Origin of the sequence: Pseudomonas sp. REB1044, assembly GCF_038813925.1 — a bacterium.
GTDB classification, from domain to species: Bacteria; Pseudomonadota; Gammaproteobacteria; order Pseudomonadales; family Pseudomonadaceae; genus Aquipseudomonas; species Aquipseudomonas boreofloridensis.
The window spans coordinates 3,596,090-3,611,966 of sequence record NZ_CP046139.1; the positions used below are offsets into that span (position 1 = coordinate 3,596,090).

Annotated in this window: 11 protein-coding genes and 4 pseudogenes; 11 read left to right on the plus strand and 4 right to left on the minus strand. The window is 65.3% G+C overall.

The features are described 5' to 3' along the window. Positions 1-53 precede the first annotated feature (53 nt). Together GKC70_RS16400 and GKC70_RS16405 are read left to right on the plus strand one after the other, a co-directional pair. Positions 54-1,409: a nucleobase:cation symporter-2 family protein gene (locus GKC70_RS16400; RefSeq protein ID WP_342649299.1), complete on the plus strand. Its 1,356-nt coding sequence runs from the start codon at positions 54-56 to the stop codon at positions 1,407-1,409. Between the two features lie 415 nt (positions 1,410-1,824). After that, on the plus strand, positions 1,825-2,607 hold the full coding sequence (locus GKC70_RS16405) for an outer membrane protein OmpK (protein WP_039576476.1): 783 nt from the start codon (positions 1,825-1,827) through the stop codon (positions 2,605-2,607). Positions 2,608-2,652: 45 nt separating this feature from the next. Here the strand turns inward: GKC70_RS16405 and GKC70_RS16410 are convergent, their stop codons facing one another. Then, positions 2,653-3,573: a DUF808 domain-containing protein gene (locus tag GKC70_RS16410; protein ID WP_039576474.1), complete on the minus strand. Its 921-nt coding sequence runs from the start codon at positions 3,571-3,573 to the stop codon at positions 2,653-2,655. A 355-nt stretch (positions 3,574-3,928) separates the two neighbouring features. Between GKC70_RS16410 and GKC70_RS16415 the strand changes: the two are divergent. Then, positions 3,929-4,539, plus strand: a pseudogene (locus GKC70_RS16415) (TetR/AcrR family transcriptional regulator). A 48-nt stretch (positions 4,540-4,587) separates the two neighbouring features. On the opposite strand, the pseudogene GKC70_RS16420 reads toward GKC70_RS16415, so the two are convergent. After that, positions 4,588-5,027, minus strand: a pseudogene (locus GKC70_RS16420) (heme-binding protein). A gap of 372 nt (positions 5,028-5,399) precedes the next feature. On the opposite strand from GKC70_RS16420, the gene gcl reads away from it, so the two are divergent. The 8 genes and pseudogenes from gcl (at position 5,400) to GKC70_RS16460 (ending at position 14,754) form a co-directional block, all read left to right on the plus strand. Next, complete coding sequence (gene gcl, locus GKC70_RS16425) at positions 5,400-7,175, plus strand: glyoxylate carboligase (protein WP_304484530.1); 1,776 nt, start codon at positions 5,400-5,402, stop codon at positions 7,173-7,175. A gap of 48 nt (positions 7,176-7,223) precedes the next feature. Next, positions 7,224-8,048, plus strand: a complete 825-nt coding sequence (gene hyi, locus GKC70_RS16430; RefSeq protein WP_342649300.1) for a hydroxypyruvate isomerase — start codon at positions 7,224-7,226, stop codon at positions 8,046-8,048. 95 nt (positions 8,049-8,143) lie between these two features. Further along, a pseudogene (locus GKC70_RS16435) lies at positions 8,144-9,030 on the plus strand (2-hydroxy-3-oxopropionate reductase). Between the two features lie 90 nt (positions 9,031-9,120). Beyond that, positions 9,121-10,395: a glycerate kinase gene (locus tag GKC70_RS16440; RefSeq protein WP_342649301.1), complete on the plus strand. Its 1,275-nt coding sequence runs from the start codon at positions 9,121-9,123 to the stop codon at positions 10,393-10,395. Next, positions 10,392-11,806, plus strand: a pseudogene (gene pyk, locus GKC70_RS16445) (pyruvate kinase). Before GKC70_RS16440 ends, pyk begins: the two are co-directional and overlap by 4 nt. 103 nt (positions 11,807-11,909) lie before the next feature. After that, positions 11,910-12,785, plus strand: a complete 876-nt coding sequence (locus GKC70_RS16450; protein ID WP_342649302.1) for an urea transporter — start codon at positions 11,910-11,912, stop codon at positions 12,783-12,785. Positions 12,786-12,831: 46 nt separating this feature from the next. Further along, positions 12,832-13,662: an ion transporter gene (locus GKC70_RS16455; protein ID WP_342649303.1), complete on the plus strand. Its 831-nt coding sequence runs from the start codon at positions 12,832-12,834 to the stop codon at positions 13,660-13,662. A 93-nt stretch (positions 13,663-13,755) separates the two neighbouring features. Continuing rightward, positions 13,756-14,754, plus strand: coding sequence for a sulfate ABC transporter substrate-binding protein (locus GKC70_RS16460; RefSeq protein ID WP_342649304.1), 999 nt, complete (start codon positions 13,756-13,758; stop codon positions 14,752-14,754). Between the two features lie 57 nt (positions 14,755-14,811). On the opposite strand, the gene recR is transcribed toward GKC70_RS16460, so the two are convergent. Together recR and GKC70_RS16470 are read right to left on the minus strand one after the other, a co-directional pair. Then, positions 14,812-15,414: a recombination mediator RecR gene (gene recR, locus GKC70_RS16465; RefSeq protein ID WP_039576452.1), complete on the minus strand. Its 603-nt coding sequence runs from the start codon at positions 15,412-15,414 to the stop codon at positions 14,812-14,814. Positions 15,415-15,497: 83 nt separating this feature from the next. Continuing rightward, positions 15,498-15,833 carry a YbaB/EbfC family nucleoid-associated protein gene (locus tag GKC70_RS16470; RefSeq protein WP_029614614.1) on the minus strand — a complete coding sequence of 112 codons (336 nt, stop codon included), beginning with the start codon at positions 15,831-15,833 and terminating at the stop codon, positions 15,498-15,500. Positions 15,834-15,877 lie beyond the last annotated feature (44 nt).

The window sequence follows — 15,877 nt, forward strand, 5'->3', positions numbered from 1 at the left end:
GCCGGGCGCCGCCCGCTTGGATCCGAGAATAAGAACAACACTCGAGGTGCTGCATGTCCACGTCACCGCAGGCGTCCATTCCCGTCGCGCCGCCACGACAACCCCTGCCCCTGGCCCAGCTCATCCTGGTGGCCCTGCAACATGTGCTGCTGATGTACGGCGGCGCCATCGCCGTGCCGCTGATCATCGGCCCGGCCGCAGGTCTGTCGCGCGAGGAAATCGCCTTCCTGATCAACGCCGACCTGCTCGTGGCCGGGGTCGCGACCGTCATCCAGTCGCTGGGCATCGGCCCGGTCGGCATCCGCATGCCGGTGATGATGGGTGCCAGCTTCGCCGCCGTCGGCAGCATGGTGGCCATGGCCGGCATGCCCGGCGTGGGCCTGCAGGGCATCTTCGGCGCGACCATCGCCGCCGGGCTGTTCGGGCTGCTCATCGCGCCGTTCATGTCCAGGGTGGTGCGGTTCTTCCCGCCGCTGGTCACCGGCACGGTGATCACCGCCATTGGCCTGTCGCTGTTCCCGGTGGCGGTCAACTGGGCCGGTGGTGGTCAGCAGGCGGACAGCTTCGGCGCGCCCATCTACCTCATGGTCGCCGGCCTGGTGCTCGCGGTGATCCTGCTGATCAACCGCTTCATGCGCGGCTTCTGGGTCAACGTCTCGGTGCTGGTCGGCATGGGCCTGGGCTACGTGCTGGCCGGCTGCATCGGCATGGTCGATCTGTCGGGCCTGGCCCAGGCGCCATGGTTGCAGGTGGTCACGCCGCTGCACTTCGGCCTGCCGACCTTCAGCCTGGCACCGATCCTGTCGATGTGCCTGGTGGTGGTGATCATCTTCGTCGAGTCCACCGGCATGTTCCTGGCCCTGGGCAAGGTCACCGATCGGCCGGTCACGCCCGGCATGCTGCGGCGCGGCCTGTTGTGCGATGCCGGCGCTTCGTTCGTGGCCGGTTTCTTCAACACCTTCACCCATTCTTCCTTCGCCCAGAACATCGGCCTGGTGCAGATGACCGGCGTGCGCTGCCGCTCGGTCACGGCGGTCGCCGGTGTCTTGCTGATGCTGCTCAGCTTGCTGCCCAAGGCGGCGTTCCTGATTGCGTCGATCCCACCGGCGGTACTGGGCGGTGCATCGATTGCCATGTTCGGCATGGTCACGGCCACGGGCATCAAGATTCTGCAGGAAGCGGACATCAGCGACCGTCGCAATCAACTGCTGGTGGCGGTGAGCATAGGCTTGGGCCTGATACCGGTGGTGCGTCCGGAATTCTTCGCGCAGATGCCGACTTGGATGGAGCCGATCACCCACAGTGGCATCGCCATGGCCACCCTCAGCGCGTTGATGTTGAACCTGCTGTTCAACATTCTTGGCGGTGCCGAGCGAGCCGCCCACACCAGGGTGTGTCACCGGCACTGAAGCAGCGCCGACCCCGTCGATCCGGGGCGCTCGGCACAGGCGATGGCGCGTCACGCCTGACAACCTGACCGAACGCCCAGTTTTGCGACAGCACGCTCCAGGAAGGAGCACTTGAGGCCCGGCGCGCAAGCCAGTAATCTGCGCGCCCCCTCGCTCAGGGCAGGTCGGATCCTGCCCGCGTTTACTGACCGCTCAGTCAATGAATTCGGGCGGTTGGTCGATGTCGTGCCAGCCAGCAGCACCCTTTTTCATCCGTTCAGAACGCCGTCGAGCAGGATGGCTGCGACCGACCCGCAAAAGTTGGCGCAGCACTTGCCAGGGAGCTGTGGCCCACGTTTCAAACCTGACCAAATAGACAGAAAAAAGCGCCGACACGAGCGCTGACACACATCCACTCAAGGGAGCGACCTCAACCATGCGGATTCTCAACAGCCTGATCCTCGCCGGCGGCCTGCTGGCCTGCGCCACCAGCCACGCCGGTGACCTGCTGAACTGGCAGAACAACAGCCTGACCTACCTGTGGGGCAAGAACTTCAAGGTCAACCCTGAAACCCAGCAGACCCTGACCTTCGAGCACGCCGACTCCTGGAAGTACGGCGACAACTTCCTGTTCGTCGACAAGATCTTCTACCAGGGCAAGAAAGACGGGAACAACGGCGCCAACACCTATTACGGTGAGATCTCCCCGCGCCTGTCGTTCGGCAAGATCTTCGATCAGAAGCTGGCCTTCGGTCCGGTGACCGACGTGCTCTTGGCCATGACCTACGAGTTCGGCGAAGGCGATACCGAGTCGTACCTGATCGGCCCCGGCTTCGACCTGGCCGTACCGGGCTTCGACTACTTCCAGCTCAACTTCTACCACCGCACCACCGACGGCAGCCGCCCGGGCGATCATGTCTGGCAGATCACCCCGGTGTGGGGCTACACCCTGCCGGTGGGCGCCTCCGACGTGCTGATCGACGGCTTCATGGACTGGGTGGTGGACAACGACCGCAATGGGCGCGGCAGCTACCACGCCAACCTGCACTTCAACCCGCAGGTGAAGTACGACCTGGGCAAGGCGCTGCACATGGGTGAAAAACAGTTGTACGTGGGTATCGAGTACGACTACTGGAGCAACAAGTACGGCATCAAGGACAGCGATGCCTTCACCACCGACCAGAACACCATGAGCCTGCTGGTCAAGGTGCACTTCTGAGGGTGGCGCGGGCTGCTGGCTAGCCCGCGTCCAGCGCCGGACGGTTTACGCCGCCTGGCGCTGGCGAAGTTTCGAAAAGCCGCCGACGATCAGCGCCGTGATGAAGCCGGCCACCGCACCGACCACGCCGAACAGGGCATATTTGACCACCGGCCCCCAGGCGCCGCTGGCCGCCACGAGCGACTCCAGGGCCTGCTCCAACGGGTGAATGCCTTCGGCGATGAACGTGCCGCCCACCAGGAACATGGCCACCGTGCCGATCCAGGACAGCGCCTTCATCAGCATCGGCGCGGCGGCCACCAGGCCCCGCCCCACGCTTTTCACGCACCGCCCCCACAGCCCCTGGGCCTTGGACTTGGCCAGGGCGAAGCCAGCGTCATCCAGCCGCACGATGCCGGCGACCAGGCCGTAGACACCGACCGTCATCAACAGGGCGATGATCACCAGCGTGAGAATCTGCTGGTACAACGGCGCCTCGGCCACTACGTTCAAGGTGATGACGATGATTTCGGCGCTGAGGATGAAGTCGGTCTTGATCGCCCCCTTGATCTTGCGCTGTTCGTACTCGGCAAGCGCCTCGGCGCTGCGCGGCACCGATTTGCTGGCCTGCGCCTCATCGCCGGGCTTGTCGCGAGACAGCTTATCCTTGATCGCCTCAAAGCCCTCGTAGCACAGGTACAGGCCGCCAGCCATGAGCAGCCATTTGACCGCCGCTGGCAGCACGGCGCTGAGTATCAGCGCGCACGGCACCAGAATAGCCTTGTTCCTCAGCGAGCCCTTGAACACTGCCCACACCACCGGCAATTCCCGGTCCGCCTTCATGCCGGTGACCTGCTCGGCATTGACCGCCAGGTCGTCGCTGAGCACGCTGGCGGACTTCTTCGCCGCCACCTTGCTCATCAGCGAAATATCGTCCAGAAGGGCCGCGATATCATCCAACAACGCGAAAAAACTGCTGCCTGCCATTGCTTTTACCCTTGATAGATTCGTGCCGTGCCAGCACCCCGGCGAGCCCATCCGACCGGCCTGCCGAGTGCATGATACGCGACGGAGACCGCCCAGGCCGTTACCTTGAGCGGTTCTGCGGCACGGTGCTACCATGCCTGCTCGCTCTTAGGCTTTGTTTGAAAAGTCTTGAGACGAAGGTCAGGCAAGGCGAAAACCGCCGAGGAACGGTCGGAGTCGCGCTCGACTTTACAGGTTGTAAATGAGCATTCCGACCGGGCTGGCGATCCAGGCGGTTTTCAACGCAGCATCACCGAGTATCAAGGCTTTTCAGACAAAGCCTAGAGGCGGCCAGTCATAGGAAGTTCCACAGACCATGAGCACGATTCGCGAGCGCAACAAGGAACTGATCCTGCGCGCGGCCAGCGAGGAATTCGCCGACAAGGGCTTCGCGGCGACCAAGACCAGCGACATCGCGGCCAAGGCCGGGCTGCCCAAGCCGAATGTCTACTACTACTTCAAGTCCAAGGAAAACCTCTACCGCGAGGTGCTGGAAAGCATCATCGCACCGATCATGCAGGCCTCCACGCCGTTCAATGCCGAGGGCGATCCGCAGGAAGTGCTCAGCCACTACATCCGCTCGAAGATCCGCATCTCCCGCGACCTGCCCATGCGTCCAAGGTGTTCGCCAGCGAGATCATGCACGGCGCCCCGCACCTGTCGCCGTCGCAGGTGGAGCAACTCAACGAGCAGGCCCGGCACAACATCGAGTGCATCCAGCGCTGGATCGAACGCGGGCAGATCGCTGCGGTCGATCCGCACCACCTGATGTTCAGCATCTGGGCCGCGACCCAGACCTACGCGGACTTCGACTGGCAGATCGCCGTGGTCACCGGCAAGGCGAAACTCAGCGACAGCGACTACGACGCGGCCGCCGACACCATCATCCGCCTGGTGCTCAAGGGTTGCGAGCCGGAGCCTGCGTGAACATCCCTCGGGCCTTCACCTGCCAAGGGCCCGACACTGCCCGCCGGCTCACACCGCCGCGCCCGCATCTGCCCGCAAGCCCAGCGACTCGATCGCACTGATCGCGCACTGCTCGTCGACATCCGAGGTATCGCCACTGATGCCCAGCGCGCCCAGCACCGTGCCGGCCTGATCACGAATCAGCACGCCTCCCGGCGCCGGTACCACGGCGCCGTCACCCAGTCCGTTGAGCGCGGCGAAGAACGCCGGGCGCTGCTGCGCGTCCAGCGCCAGCAGGCGCGAACCCTTGCCCAGCGCCACCGCGCCCCAGGCCTTGGCCGTGGCCAGTTGCGGACGCAACAGGCTGGCCCGTCCTCGCGCTGCAAGGCCAGCAGATGCCCACCGGCGTCCAGCACGGCCACGGTGAGAGGGGCCGCGTCGATCCGGCGTCCAGCGCACAGCGCGGCGTGGACCAGGGTGTTGGCGACGTTGAGGGTGAGTGCAGTCATGGGAGCTCCTTTTATTGTTGTGTGGGGCCAGAATGCAGGCGAATCAATAGAACACAGAATAATAGATATTTGTATACAATAATTTCGATCAATTAGGCTGGCGCTCCGGCACGTTCACACTGCGTCATGCCGCTCTTGCAGCCCGCAGCCGTCCGCGAAAATTGCCCGAAAACCTGAGCTCACACGGTAGATAAGGGAGCGGTCTGGTGTCGCGACAGGGCTGCAAAGCAGCACCAATCAAGCGCTACGCCCACTCATCGATTCGATCTGCTGAGCATCCGATGAAAACCCATTGACCTTGAACTCAGACCATGAATACACTCGTCTGCAAGTCGCGTTGTATACAATTACAAAATAAATGAGGCACAAGACATGAGCAAAATGAGAGCAATCGATGCCGCCGTACTGGTCATGCGCCGGGAAGGCGTAGACACCGCCTTCGGCATTCCCGGCGCGGCGATCAACCCGCTGTACTCGGCCCTGAAGAAGGTTGGCGGCATCGATCACGTCCTCGCGCGCCATGTCGAAGGGGCCTCGCACATGGCTGAAGGCTATACCCGCGCCAACCCCGGCAACATCGGGGTGTGCATCGGCACCTCCGGTCCTGCCGGCACCGACATGGTCACCGGCCTGTACAGTGCCTCGGCCGACTCCATCCCCATCCTCTGCATCACCGGCCAGGCGCCGCGCTCGCGCCTGCACAAGGAAGACTTCCAGGCGGTGGACATCACCAGCATCGTCAAGCCGGTGACCAAGTGGGCGACCACCGTGCTGGAGCCAGGCCAGGTGCCCTACGCCTTCCAGAAAGCCTTCCACGAAATGCGCAGCGGCCGCCCCGGCCCGGTGCTGATCGATTTGCCGTTCGACGTACAGATGGCCGAGATCGAGTTCGACATCGAGGCCTACGAACCGCTGCCGGTACACAAGCCCTCGGCCACGCGCATCCAGGCGGAAAAGGCCCTGGCACTACTCAACGACGCTGAACGCCCGCTGCTGGTGGCCGGTGGCGGCATCATCAATGCCGATGCCAGCGACAAGCTGGTGGCATTCGCCGAACTGACCGGCGTGCCGGTGATTCCGACCTTGATGGGCTGGGGCTGCCTGCCCGACGATCACCCGCAGATGGTCGGCATGGTCGGGCTGCAAACCTCGCACCGCTACGGCAATGCCACCTTGCTCAAGTCCGACCTGGTGTTCGGCATCGGCAACCGCTGGGCCAACCGCCATACCGGCTCCGTGGAGGTCTACACCGAGGGCCGCCGCTTCATTCACGTGGACATCGAGCCCACCCAGATCGGCCGGGTGTTCACCCCAGACCTGGGGATCGTCTCCGATGCCGGCGCGGCGCTCGATGCATTCATCGAGGTGGCCCGCGAGTGGCAGGCGGCCGGCAAGCTCAAGTGCCGCAAGGACTGGTTGCAGGACTGCCAGCAGCGCAAGGCCAGCCTGCAACGCAAGACCCACTTCGACCAGGTGCCGGTCAAGCCGCAGCGGGTGTACCAGGAGATGAACCAGGTGTTCGGCAAGGACACCTGCTATGTCAGCACCATCGGCCTGTCGCAGATCGCTGGCGCGCAGTTCCTGCATGTGTACAAGCCACGGCACTGGATCAACTGCGGCCAGGCCGGCCCGCTGGGCTGGACCATCCCCGCCGCCCTCGGCGTGGTCAAGGCCGATCCTGCGCGCCAGGTGGTGGCGCTGTCGGGCGACTACGATTTCCAGTTCATGATCGAGGAACTGGCCGTGGGCGCGCAGTTCAACCTGCCCTATGTCCACGTGCTGGTGAACAACGCCTACCTCGGCCTGATCCGCCAGGCCCAGCGTGGCTTCGACATGGACTACTGTGTTCAACTCGCCTTCGAGAACATCAACGCCACCGAGGCCGGCAACTACGGCGTGGACCACGTCGCGGTGGTCGAGGGCCTGGGCTGCAAGGCACTGCGGGTGTTCGAGCCGAACGACATCGCCCCGGCCCTGCGCAAGGCGCAGGAAATGGCCCAGCAGTTGCGCGTACCGGTGGTGGTCGAGGTGATACTCGAGCGCGTGACCAATATTTCCATGGGCACCGAGATCAATGCGGTCAACGAATTCGAAGACCTGGCGCTGGTCGGCAACGACGCGCCGACCGCCCTCTCGCTGCTCGACTGACTGCCCACGCCCCGCCCAGGCGGGGCCTGCCCACGCAAGGAGACTCCCATGCCGCGCTTTGCCGCCAACCTGTCCATGCTGTTCACCGAACAGGACTTCCTGGCCCGCTTCAAGGCCGCCGCCGACGCGGGCTTCAGCGGTGTCGAATACCTGTTCCCCTACGACTTCAGCGCCCACGACATCCAGCGTGAGCTGCAGGCCCATGGCCTGACCCAGGTGCTGTTCAACCTGCCCGCCGGCGACTGGGCCAGCGGCGAGCGCGGCATCGCCTGTCACCCGGACCGGGTCGAGGAATTCCGCGCCGGCGTCGACAAGGCCATCGACTACGCCAAGGTGCTGGGCAATACCCAGGTCAACGCCCTGGCCGGCATCCGTCCGCCTGCGGCGAACGAGGCCAGCGTGCGCCAGACCTTCGTCGCCAACCTCCAGTACGCTGCCGACAAACTCCAGGCCGCCGGTATCCGTCTGGTCATGGAGATGATCAACACCCGTGACATCCCCGGCTTCTACCTGAACACCACGGCGCAGGCCCTGGAGATCCAGGCCGAAGTCGGCAGTGCCAACCTGTACCTGCAATACGACATCTACCACATGCAGATCATGGAAGGCGACCTGGCGCGCACGCTGCAAGCCAACCTGGCGCTGATCAACCACGTGCAACTGGCCGACAACCCCGGTCGCCACGAGCCCGGCACCGGCGAGATCAACTACCGCTTCCTGTTCGAGCACCTGGACCGTATCGGTTACCAGGGGTGGGTGGGCGCTGAGTACAAACCGCTGACCACGACCGAAGCAGGCCTGGGCTGGCTTAAGACCCAGGTGGGCGCGGGCATGTTCCGCGAAAGCGCCCGCACAGACACCTCCATCGCCTGACCGAACGCATTCGCGGGGCAAGCCCGTTCCCACAGGGTTTCGTGGCAGCCCCGCGATCAGCTACCCACAACGCCAATAAAAAGAGGCACATTCTCATGGCCAAGATCGGCTTCATCGGCACCGGCATCATGGGCAAGCCCATGGCCCAGAACCTGCAAAAGGCAGGTCACAGCCTGTTCGTCTCCACCCACCACTCAGCGGCCCCGCCGACCTGATCGCCGCCGGCGCGGTGGCCCTGGCCAACCCCAGGGAAGTGGCCCAGGAGGCCGAGTTCATCATCGTCATGGTGCCCGACACGCCGCAGGTCGAGGGGGTACTGTTCGGCGAGCAGGGCGTCGCCGAGGGCGTCGGCCCGAACAAGGTGGTGATCGACATGAGCTCGATTTCGCCCACCGCCACCAAGGCTTTCGCCGAGAAGATCGAGCGCAGCGGCGCAGCCTACCTGGACGCGCCGGTCTCAGGCGGCGAGGTCGGTGCCAAGGCCGCGACCCTGAGCATCATGGTCGGGGGTTGCGAAAAGGCCTTCGAGCGCGCCCTGCCGCTGTTCCAGGCCATGGGCAAGAACATCACCCGCGTCGGCGGCAGCGGCGACGGCCAGACCGCCAAGGTGGCCAACCAGATCATCGTCGCCCTGAATATCCAGGCGGTGGCCGAAGCCTTGTTGTTCGCAGCCAGGAACGGCGCCGACCCGGCCAAGGTGCGCGAGGCGCTGATGGGCGGCTTCGCCTCCTCGAAGATTCTCGAGGTGCACGCCGAGCGCATGATCAAGGGCACCTTCGATCCAGGTTTCCGCATCAACCTGCACCAGAAAGACCTCAACCTGGCCCTGCAGGGCGCCAAGGAGCTGGGCATCAACCTGCCCAACACCGCCAACGCCCAGCAGGTGTTCAACACCTGCCAGGCCCTGGACGGCGGCAACTGGGACCACTCGGCGCTGATCAAAGGCCTCGAGCACATGGCCAACTTTTCCATTCGCGACTAGCCGCAGCGGCGAGCTGCAAGCGGCAAGCTACAAGCTACAAGCCGATCTGCTTCATCTTGCCGCTTGCCGCTTGCCGCTCAGGAGAGTGCCATGTTGGTCGATGCACAGAAACGTCTACTCGAATTGTTTGAAACGGCCATTGCGGCTGCACATCCTCATCAGGTCCTAGAGGGCCATCTGCCGGCCGATCGCAGCGGGCGGGTCATCGTCATCGGCGCGGGCAAGGCTGCGGCGGCCATGGCCGAAGTGGTCGAGCAGTGCTGGCAGGGTGAGGTCAGCGGACTGGTGGTCACCCGCTACGGGCACGGCGCACGCTGCCAGAAAATCGAAGTGGTCGAAGCAGCCCATCCGGTGCCCGACGCGGCCGGGCTGGCCGTGGCCACGCGGGTGCTGGCGCTGGTGAGCGACCTCACTGAAAAAGACCGGGTCATCTTTCTGTTGTCCGGTGGCGGCTCCGCGCTGTTGGCGCTGCCCGCCGCGGGACTGAGCCTGGCGGACAAGCAGCAGGTGAACAAGGCGCTGCTCAAGTCCGGCGCCACCATCGGCGAGATGAACTGCGTGCGCAAGCACCTCTCGGCGATCAAGGGTGGGCGTCTGGCCAAGGCCTGCTGGCCCGCCAGTGTCTACACCTACGCCATTTCCGATGTGCCGGGCGACCTGGCCACGGTCATCGCCTCCGGGCCGACCGTGGCCGATCCCAGCACCTCGGCCGACGCCTTGGCGATTCTCAAGCGCTACGCCATCGACGCGCCGCAGGCCGTGATCGACTGGCTGCACGATCCCGCGTCGGAAACCGTCAAGCCAGGCGACCCGGCGCTCAGCCGCAGCCATTTCCAACTGATCGCCAAGCCCCAGCAATCCCTGGAAGCCGCCGCAGTCAGCGCCCGCCGGGCCGGCTTCAGCCCGCTGATCCTCGGCGACCTGGAGGGCGAGGCGCGCGAGGTGGCCAAGGTGCATGCCGGCATCGCCCGCCAGATCGTCCTGCATGGCCAGCCGCTCAAGCCGCCCTGCGTGATTCTGTCCGGCGGCGAGACCACCGTCACCGTGCGCGGCACCGGCCGCGGCGGGCGCAATGCCGAATTCCTGCTGAGCCTCACCGACAGCCTCAAGGGACTGCCCGGCGTCTATGCCCTGGCCGGCGACACCGACGGTATCGACGGTTCGGAAGACAACGCCGGCGCCTTGATGACCCCGGACACCTACGCCCGCGCCCAGGCCCTGGGCCTGTCGAGCAGCGCCGCGCTGGATGACAACGACGGCTACGGCTACTTCGCCGCACTCGACGCCCTGGTCGTCACCGAACCGACCCGCACCAACGTCAACGACTTCCGCGCCATTCTGATCCTCGAGGCCCCGCATCCATGACGCTCGACAAGAAAGTGAAGATCCTCGCGACCCTGGGGCCTACCATCGGCAGCCGCGACGCGGTGCGCCAACTGGTCGAGGCCGGGGTCAACCTGTTTCGCCTCAACTTCAGCCACGGCGAGCACGCCGACCACGCCCTGCGCTACCAGTGGATCCGCGAGGTCGAGCAGCAGATGAACCGGCCGCTGGGCATCCTCATGGACTTGCAAGGGCCGAAGCTGCGCGTCGGGCGCTTCGCCGAAGGCCAGGTGCACTTGCAGCGCGGCCAGCACCTGCGCCTGGATCTGGACGAGACACCGGGCGACAGCCAGCGGGTCAACCTGCCGCACCCGGCGATCATCGCGGCGTTGCAGCCGGGCATGGACCTGCTGCTGGACGACGGCAAGCTGCGCCTGCGGGTTGTCGCCAAGCACGCCGAGGCCATCGACACCGAGGTGCTGGTCGGGGGCGAGTTGTCCGACCGCAAGGGTGTCAATGTGCCCCAGGCGCTGCTCGACCTCTCGCCACTCACCGACAAGGACCGCCGCGACCTGGCCTTCGGCCTGGAGCTGGGGTGGACTGGGTGGCGTTGTCGTTCGTGCAGCGCCCGGAGGATATCGTCGAGGCCCGGCAACTGATCGGCGAGCGTGCCTACCTGATGGCCAAGATCGAGAAGCCTTCGGCGGTGGAGCACCTGCAGGCCATCGCCGAACTGGCCGATGCGATCATGATCGCCCGTGGCGACCTGGGTGTGGAGGTGCCGGCCGAGCAGGTGCCGCAGATACAGAAACGCATCATCGGCACCTGCCGCCAGTTGGGCAAGCCAGTGGTGGTGGCCACGCAGATGCTCGAGTCCATGCGTTTTTCTCCGGCGCCGACCCGCGCCGAGGTCACCGATGTGGCCAATGCCGTGGCCGAAGGCGCCGATGCGGTGATGCTGTCGGCCGAGACGGCGTCCGGCGACTACCCGGTGGAGGCGGTGCAGATGATGAGCAAGATCATTCGCCAAGTGGAGAACGGCCCGGACTACCAGGCCCAGCTCGACGTCGCCCGGCCCAAGGCCGAGGCCACGGTGTCGGACGCCATCAGCTGCGCCATCCGCCGTATCAGCGCCATTCTGCCGGTGGCGGTGCTGGTCAACTACAGCGAGTCGGGCGCCTCGACCCTGCGCGCCGCGCGCGAACGGCCGACGGCGCCGATCCTCAACCTGACGCCCAACCTGCGCACCGCTCGACGCCTGAGCCTGACCTGGGGCGTGCATTCGGTGGTCAACGACCGCCTGCATCAGGTCGACGAAATCTGCTCGACGGCGCTGGAGATCGCCCAGGCCCAAGGTATGGCCTGTCGCGGCGATACCTTGCTGATTACCGCCGGGGTGCCCTTCGGCAAACCGGGCACCACCAACACCTTGAGGATCGAGACCCTGATCTGACTGCCGGGGCGGCTACCCGCCGCCGCGCAGCGCACCACGACACGGCGCAAAACCGAGGCCCGAAGAGGCCCAGCGCCTTCCTGCCACCTTCACTGACTGCCCCATGTACACCAAGAACTTCGTCAACCCGTGCCCCGACTGGGCCACGGCCCTGCTCAACGGCTTCAGCCAGGTCCTGCTGCTGCGCAATCCCCTGTGCGGCGTGTGCTGCCTACTGGCCATCCTGCTCACGGCGCCGGCCCTGGTCGGCGGCGCCCTGCTCGGCGCGCTTGCCGGGCTGCTCACGGCACAACGCCGAGGCTACGAGCGCGCCGACCGCCAGGCCGGGCTGTACAGCTACAACGGCGTGCTGATCGGCCTGCTGATCAGCGCCGTACTGCCGTGGTCGGCCATCCTGCCGCCCTTGATTCTCGCTGCCGGGGGCCTGTCGAGCATGCTCACGCACCAATGGCGCAAGCGCGGCGGGCCCTTGCTGACGGCCTACACGGCACCCTTCGTACTCCTGGGCTGGGCGGCCCTGGCGCTCGCCGAGCCCGCCGCATCCGTGGTGGTGGCGGGCGAACCCGTGCAAGGCGTGCTGCGCGGGCTGGGCCAGGTGTTCCTGCTGGACGCGCCGCTGGCCGGGCTGTTGATCGTACTCGGCCTGCTGATCGCCCATCCCTACGCGGCGCTCTGGGCCGTGCTCGGCTCGACGCTCGGCGGTGGTGCGGCCCTGCTGGCTGACCAGCCCCAGGCCGCGGCGCTGGGGCTGTACGGTTTCAACACCGCCCTGGCGGCGCAGGCGTTCAGCCGGCACGGTGAGCGTCCTTGGGTCACCCTGCTGGCCATCGCCCTGGCCCTGCTGGTGCAGGCCCTGTTCGCGCATGCCGCGCTGCCCTCGCTCACCGCACCCTTCGTCATCGCCTGCTGGCTGATGCACCTGGGCGGCCATCTCGCCGGGCTCGCGCGGCGGCGCAACGTGCAACGCTTGCACGGCTGAGAGCCAGGCCATAGGCTCAGCCGCTACGCCCTATGGAACGCCTCAGATGGACACACCTGCGAGCCTGCGCGAGCGGCTCTACGTCATTGTCTTCCAGTCCGACACGGTGGCTGGCCGACGCTTCGACAAAACCCTGCTGCTGATCATCCTCGCCAGCCTGGTCACGGTCATTCTCGACAGCATCGACGGGGTGCACCGCAGTTACTCAGGCCTGCTGGCGGGCATCGAGTGGGGCTTCACGGCGATCTTCCTCGCCGAATACCTGACGCGCCTGTACTGCTCGCCCAAGCCGCTGCGCTACGCCTTCAGCTTCTACGGGCTGGTCGACCTGCTGGCCATCGTGCCGGGGATCATCGCCCTGTACTACAGCGACGCCCAGTACCTGCTGATCGTGCGGGTCATCCGCATGCTGCGCATTTTCCGCGTGCTCAAGCTCGGCCCCTACCTCAAGCAGGCGCACTACCTGCTCGATGCACTGCGCGGCAGCAAGCAGAAGATCATCGTGTTCCTGGTCAGCGTCTCGACCCTGGTGACGGTGTTCGGCACCCTGATGTACGTGATCGAAGGCCCCGAACATGGCTTCACCAGCATTCCCAAGGGTATCTACTGGGCCATCGTCACCCTGACCACCGTAGGCTTCGGCGACATCGTGCCCAGGACGCCGCTTGGCCAGGTGGTGTCCTCGATGGTGATGATCATTGGTTACTCGATCATCGCAGTGCCCACCGGCATCTTCACCGCCGAGCTGGCCAACGCCATGCGCGGCGAGCAGTTGCGCCACGACTGCCCCACCTGTGCCAAGAACACCCACGAGCCGGCGGCGGCATTCTGCTCGCGCTGCGGCAACCCGTTGTTTCCCAAGGCCGGGCAGGCATAAGCAAAGTCCGTTTCGGTCTTTAAAGGCGCAAGAACCCACGGTTATAGTTGCTGGCAAATTGCCAAACTTCACTCACAACAAGGATCGCCCGCTGTGAAAAAACTCTTCAGTGCCTCGCTGCTCATCGCCGGGCTTACGCTGGGCACGCTGGCCCAGGCTGCACCGAAGCTGCTGAACGTGTCCTACGACGTGATGCGCGACTTCTACAAGGACTACAACCCGGCATTCCAGAAGCACTGGGAGCAAGAGCACCAGGAGAAGGTCAATGTGCAGATGTCCTTCGGCGGTTCGAGCAAACAGGCGCGCGCGGTGATCGACGGCCTGCCGGCCGATGTGATCACCATGAACATGGCCACCGACATCAACGCGCTGGTCGACAACGGCAAGCTGCTCCCGGACAACTGGGTCAGCCGTCTGCCGAACAACAGTGCGCCCTTCACCTCGGCCACTGTGTTCATCGTGCGCAAGGGCAACCCCAAGGCCCTGAAAGACTGGCCGGACCTGCTCAAGGACGGCGTCCAAGTGATCGTGCCCAACCCCAAGACCTCGGGCAACGGCCGCTACACCTACCTCTCGGCCTGGGGCTATGTGCTCAAGCAGGGCGGTGACGAGGCCAAGGCGCGCGAGTTCGTCGGCAAGCTGTTCAAGCAGGCGCCGGTGCTCGACACCGGGGGTCGCGCCGCCACCACCACGTTCATGAACAACCAGATCGGCGACGTGTTGGTGACCTTCGAGAACGAGGCGGAGATGATCGCCCGTGAATTTGGCCGCGATCAATTCGAGGTGGTCTACCCGAGCGTGTCGGCCGAGGCCGAGCCGCCGGTCAGCGTGGTCGACAAGGTGGTGGCCAAGAAGGGCACCCAGGCCGTGGCCGAGGAATACCTGAAATACCTGTGGTCGCCGGCGGCCCAAGAGATCGCCGCTCAGAACTACCTGCGCCCGCGCGATGCCACGGTTCTGGCCAAGTACACCGACCGCTTCCCGAAAGTCGATTTCCTCTCGGTGGAGAAGACCTTCGGCGACTGGCGCACCGTGCAGAAGACCCACTTCAACGACGGTGGCGTGTTCGACCAGATCTACACCGGCCAGTAAACAGGCCGCCGGCTCTGTGGCGGCAGCGCCTGGCTGCCGCGACGGCGCTGCTTGACGCTAGAGCGAAATCGGTCGGCGGCCCGCGAAAGCATGCGCCAGCGTGCCGCCATCGACCAGTTCCAACTCGCCACCCAGCGGCACGCCGTGGGCGATGCGCGAAGCGGTCAGGCCCTTCTCGGCCAGCAACTGGGCGATGTAGTGCGCGGTGGCCTCGCCCTCCACGGTCGGGTTGGTCGCCAGGATCACCTCGGTGAAGGTGCCCTGCTCTTCTATGCGCGCCATCAACTGTGGAATGCCGATGGCCTCGGGGCCGAGGCCGTCGAGCGGCGACAGGTGCCCCTTGAGCACGAAGTAGCGGCCGCGATAGCCGGTCTGTTCCACCGCATAGACGTCCATCGGCCCTTCCACCACGCACAGCTGGGTGTCGTCGCGCCGTGGGTCGGCGCATTGCGGGCACAGTTCCTGCTCGGTGAGGGTGCGGCACTGGCGACAGTGGCCAACGCCCTCCATGGCCTGGCCAAGGGCCTGGGCCAGGCGCGTGCCGCCGCTGCGGTCGCGTTCGAGCAACTGCAGGGCCATGCGCTGGGCGGTTTTCTGGCCGACGCCGGGGAGCACGCGCAGGGCGTCGATCAGTTGGCGGATCAAAGGGCTGAAGCTCATGGGGACAGGCCTGTCAGTGGTGCAGAATGAAGAAGGGAGCAGCGGTCAGAGGACCGTGCTCCCTGTCGGTGTCCGAGAACCCCTCAGAACGGCATCTTGAAGCCCGGCGGCAGTTGCATGCCAGCGGTCATGTTGCCCATCTTGTCCTGGCTGTTCTGCTCGATCTTGCGCACGGCGTCGTTCAGCGCCGCAGCGATCAGGTCCTCGAGCACTTCCTTGTCGTCCGGGTCGGTGGTCATCAGGCTGGCGTCGATATTGACCCGCTTGACGTCGTGACGACCGGTCATCACCACGCTGACCAGGCCGGCGCCGGACTGACCGGTGACTTCCGCATTGGCCAGTTCTTCCTGCATCTTGGCCATTTTTTCCTGCATCTGCTGGGCCTGCTTCATCAGGCCGGCCATGCCACCTTTCATCATGGGGAAATCCTCGATTGGGTCATGTGTGCACCCGGCTCTGGGTC

Coding starts and splice junctions, on each gene's coding strand:
- GKC70_RS16440 (WP_342649301.1), top strand. CDS start 9,121: ATGTTGGTCGATGCACAGAAACGTCTACTCGAATTGTTTGAAACGGCC.
- GKC70_RS16405 (WP_039576476.1), top strand. CDS start 1,825: ATGCGGATTCTCAACAGCCTGATCCTCGCCGGCGGCCTGCTGGCCTGC.
- GKC70_RS16455 (WP_342649303.1), top strand. CDS start 12,832: ATGGACACACCTGCGAGCCTGCGCGAGCGGCTCTACGTCATTGTCTTC.
- GKC70_RS16470 (WP_029614614.1), bottom strand. CDS start 15,833: ATGATGAAAGGTGGCATGGCCGGCCTGATGAAGCAGGCCCAGCAGATG.
- GKC70_RS16410 (WP_039576474.1), bottom strand. CDS start 3,573: ATGGCAGGCAGCAGTTTTTTCGCGTTGTTGGATGATATCGCGGCCCTT.
- GKC70_RS16400 (WP_342649299.1), top strand. CDS start 54: ATGTCCACGTCACCGCAGGCGTCCATTCCCGTCGCGCCGCCACGACAA.
- GKC70_RS16450 (WP_342649302.1), top strand. CDS start 11,910: ATGTACACCAAGAACTTCGTCAACCCGTGCCCCGACTGGGCCACGGCC.
- recR (WP_039576452.1), bottom strand. CDS start 15,414: ATGAGCTTCAGCCCTTTGATCCGCCAACTGATCGACGCCCTGCGCGTG.
- hyi (WP_342649300.1), top strand. CDS start 7,224: ATGCCGCGCTTTGCCGCCAACCTGTCCATGCTGTTCACCGAACAGGAC.
- gcl (WP_304484530.1), top strand. CDS start 5,400: ATGAGCAAAATGAGAGCAATCGATGCCGCCGTACTGGTCATGCGCCGG.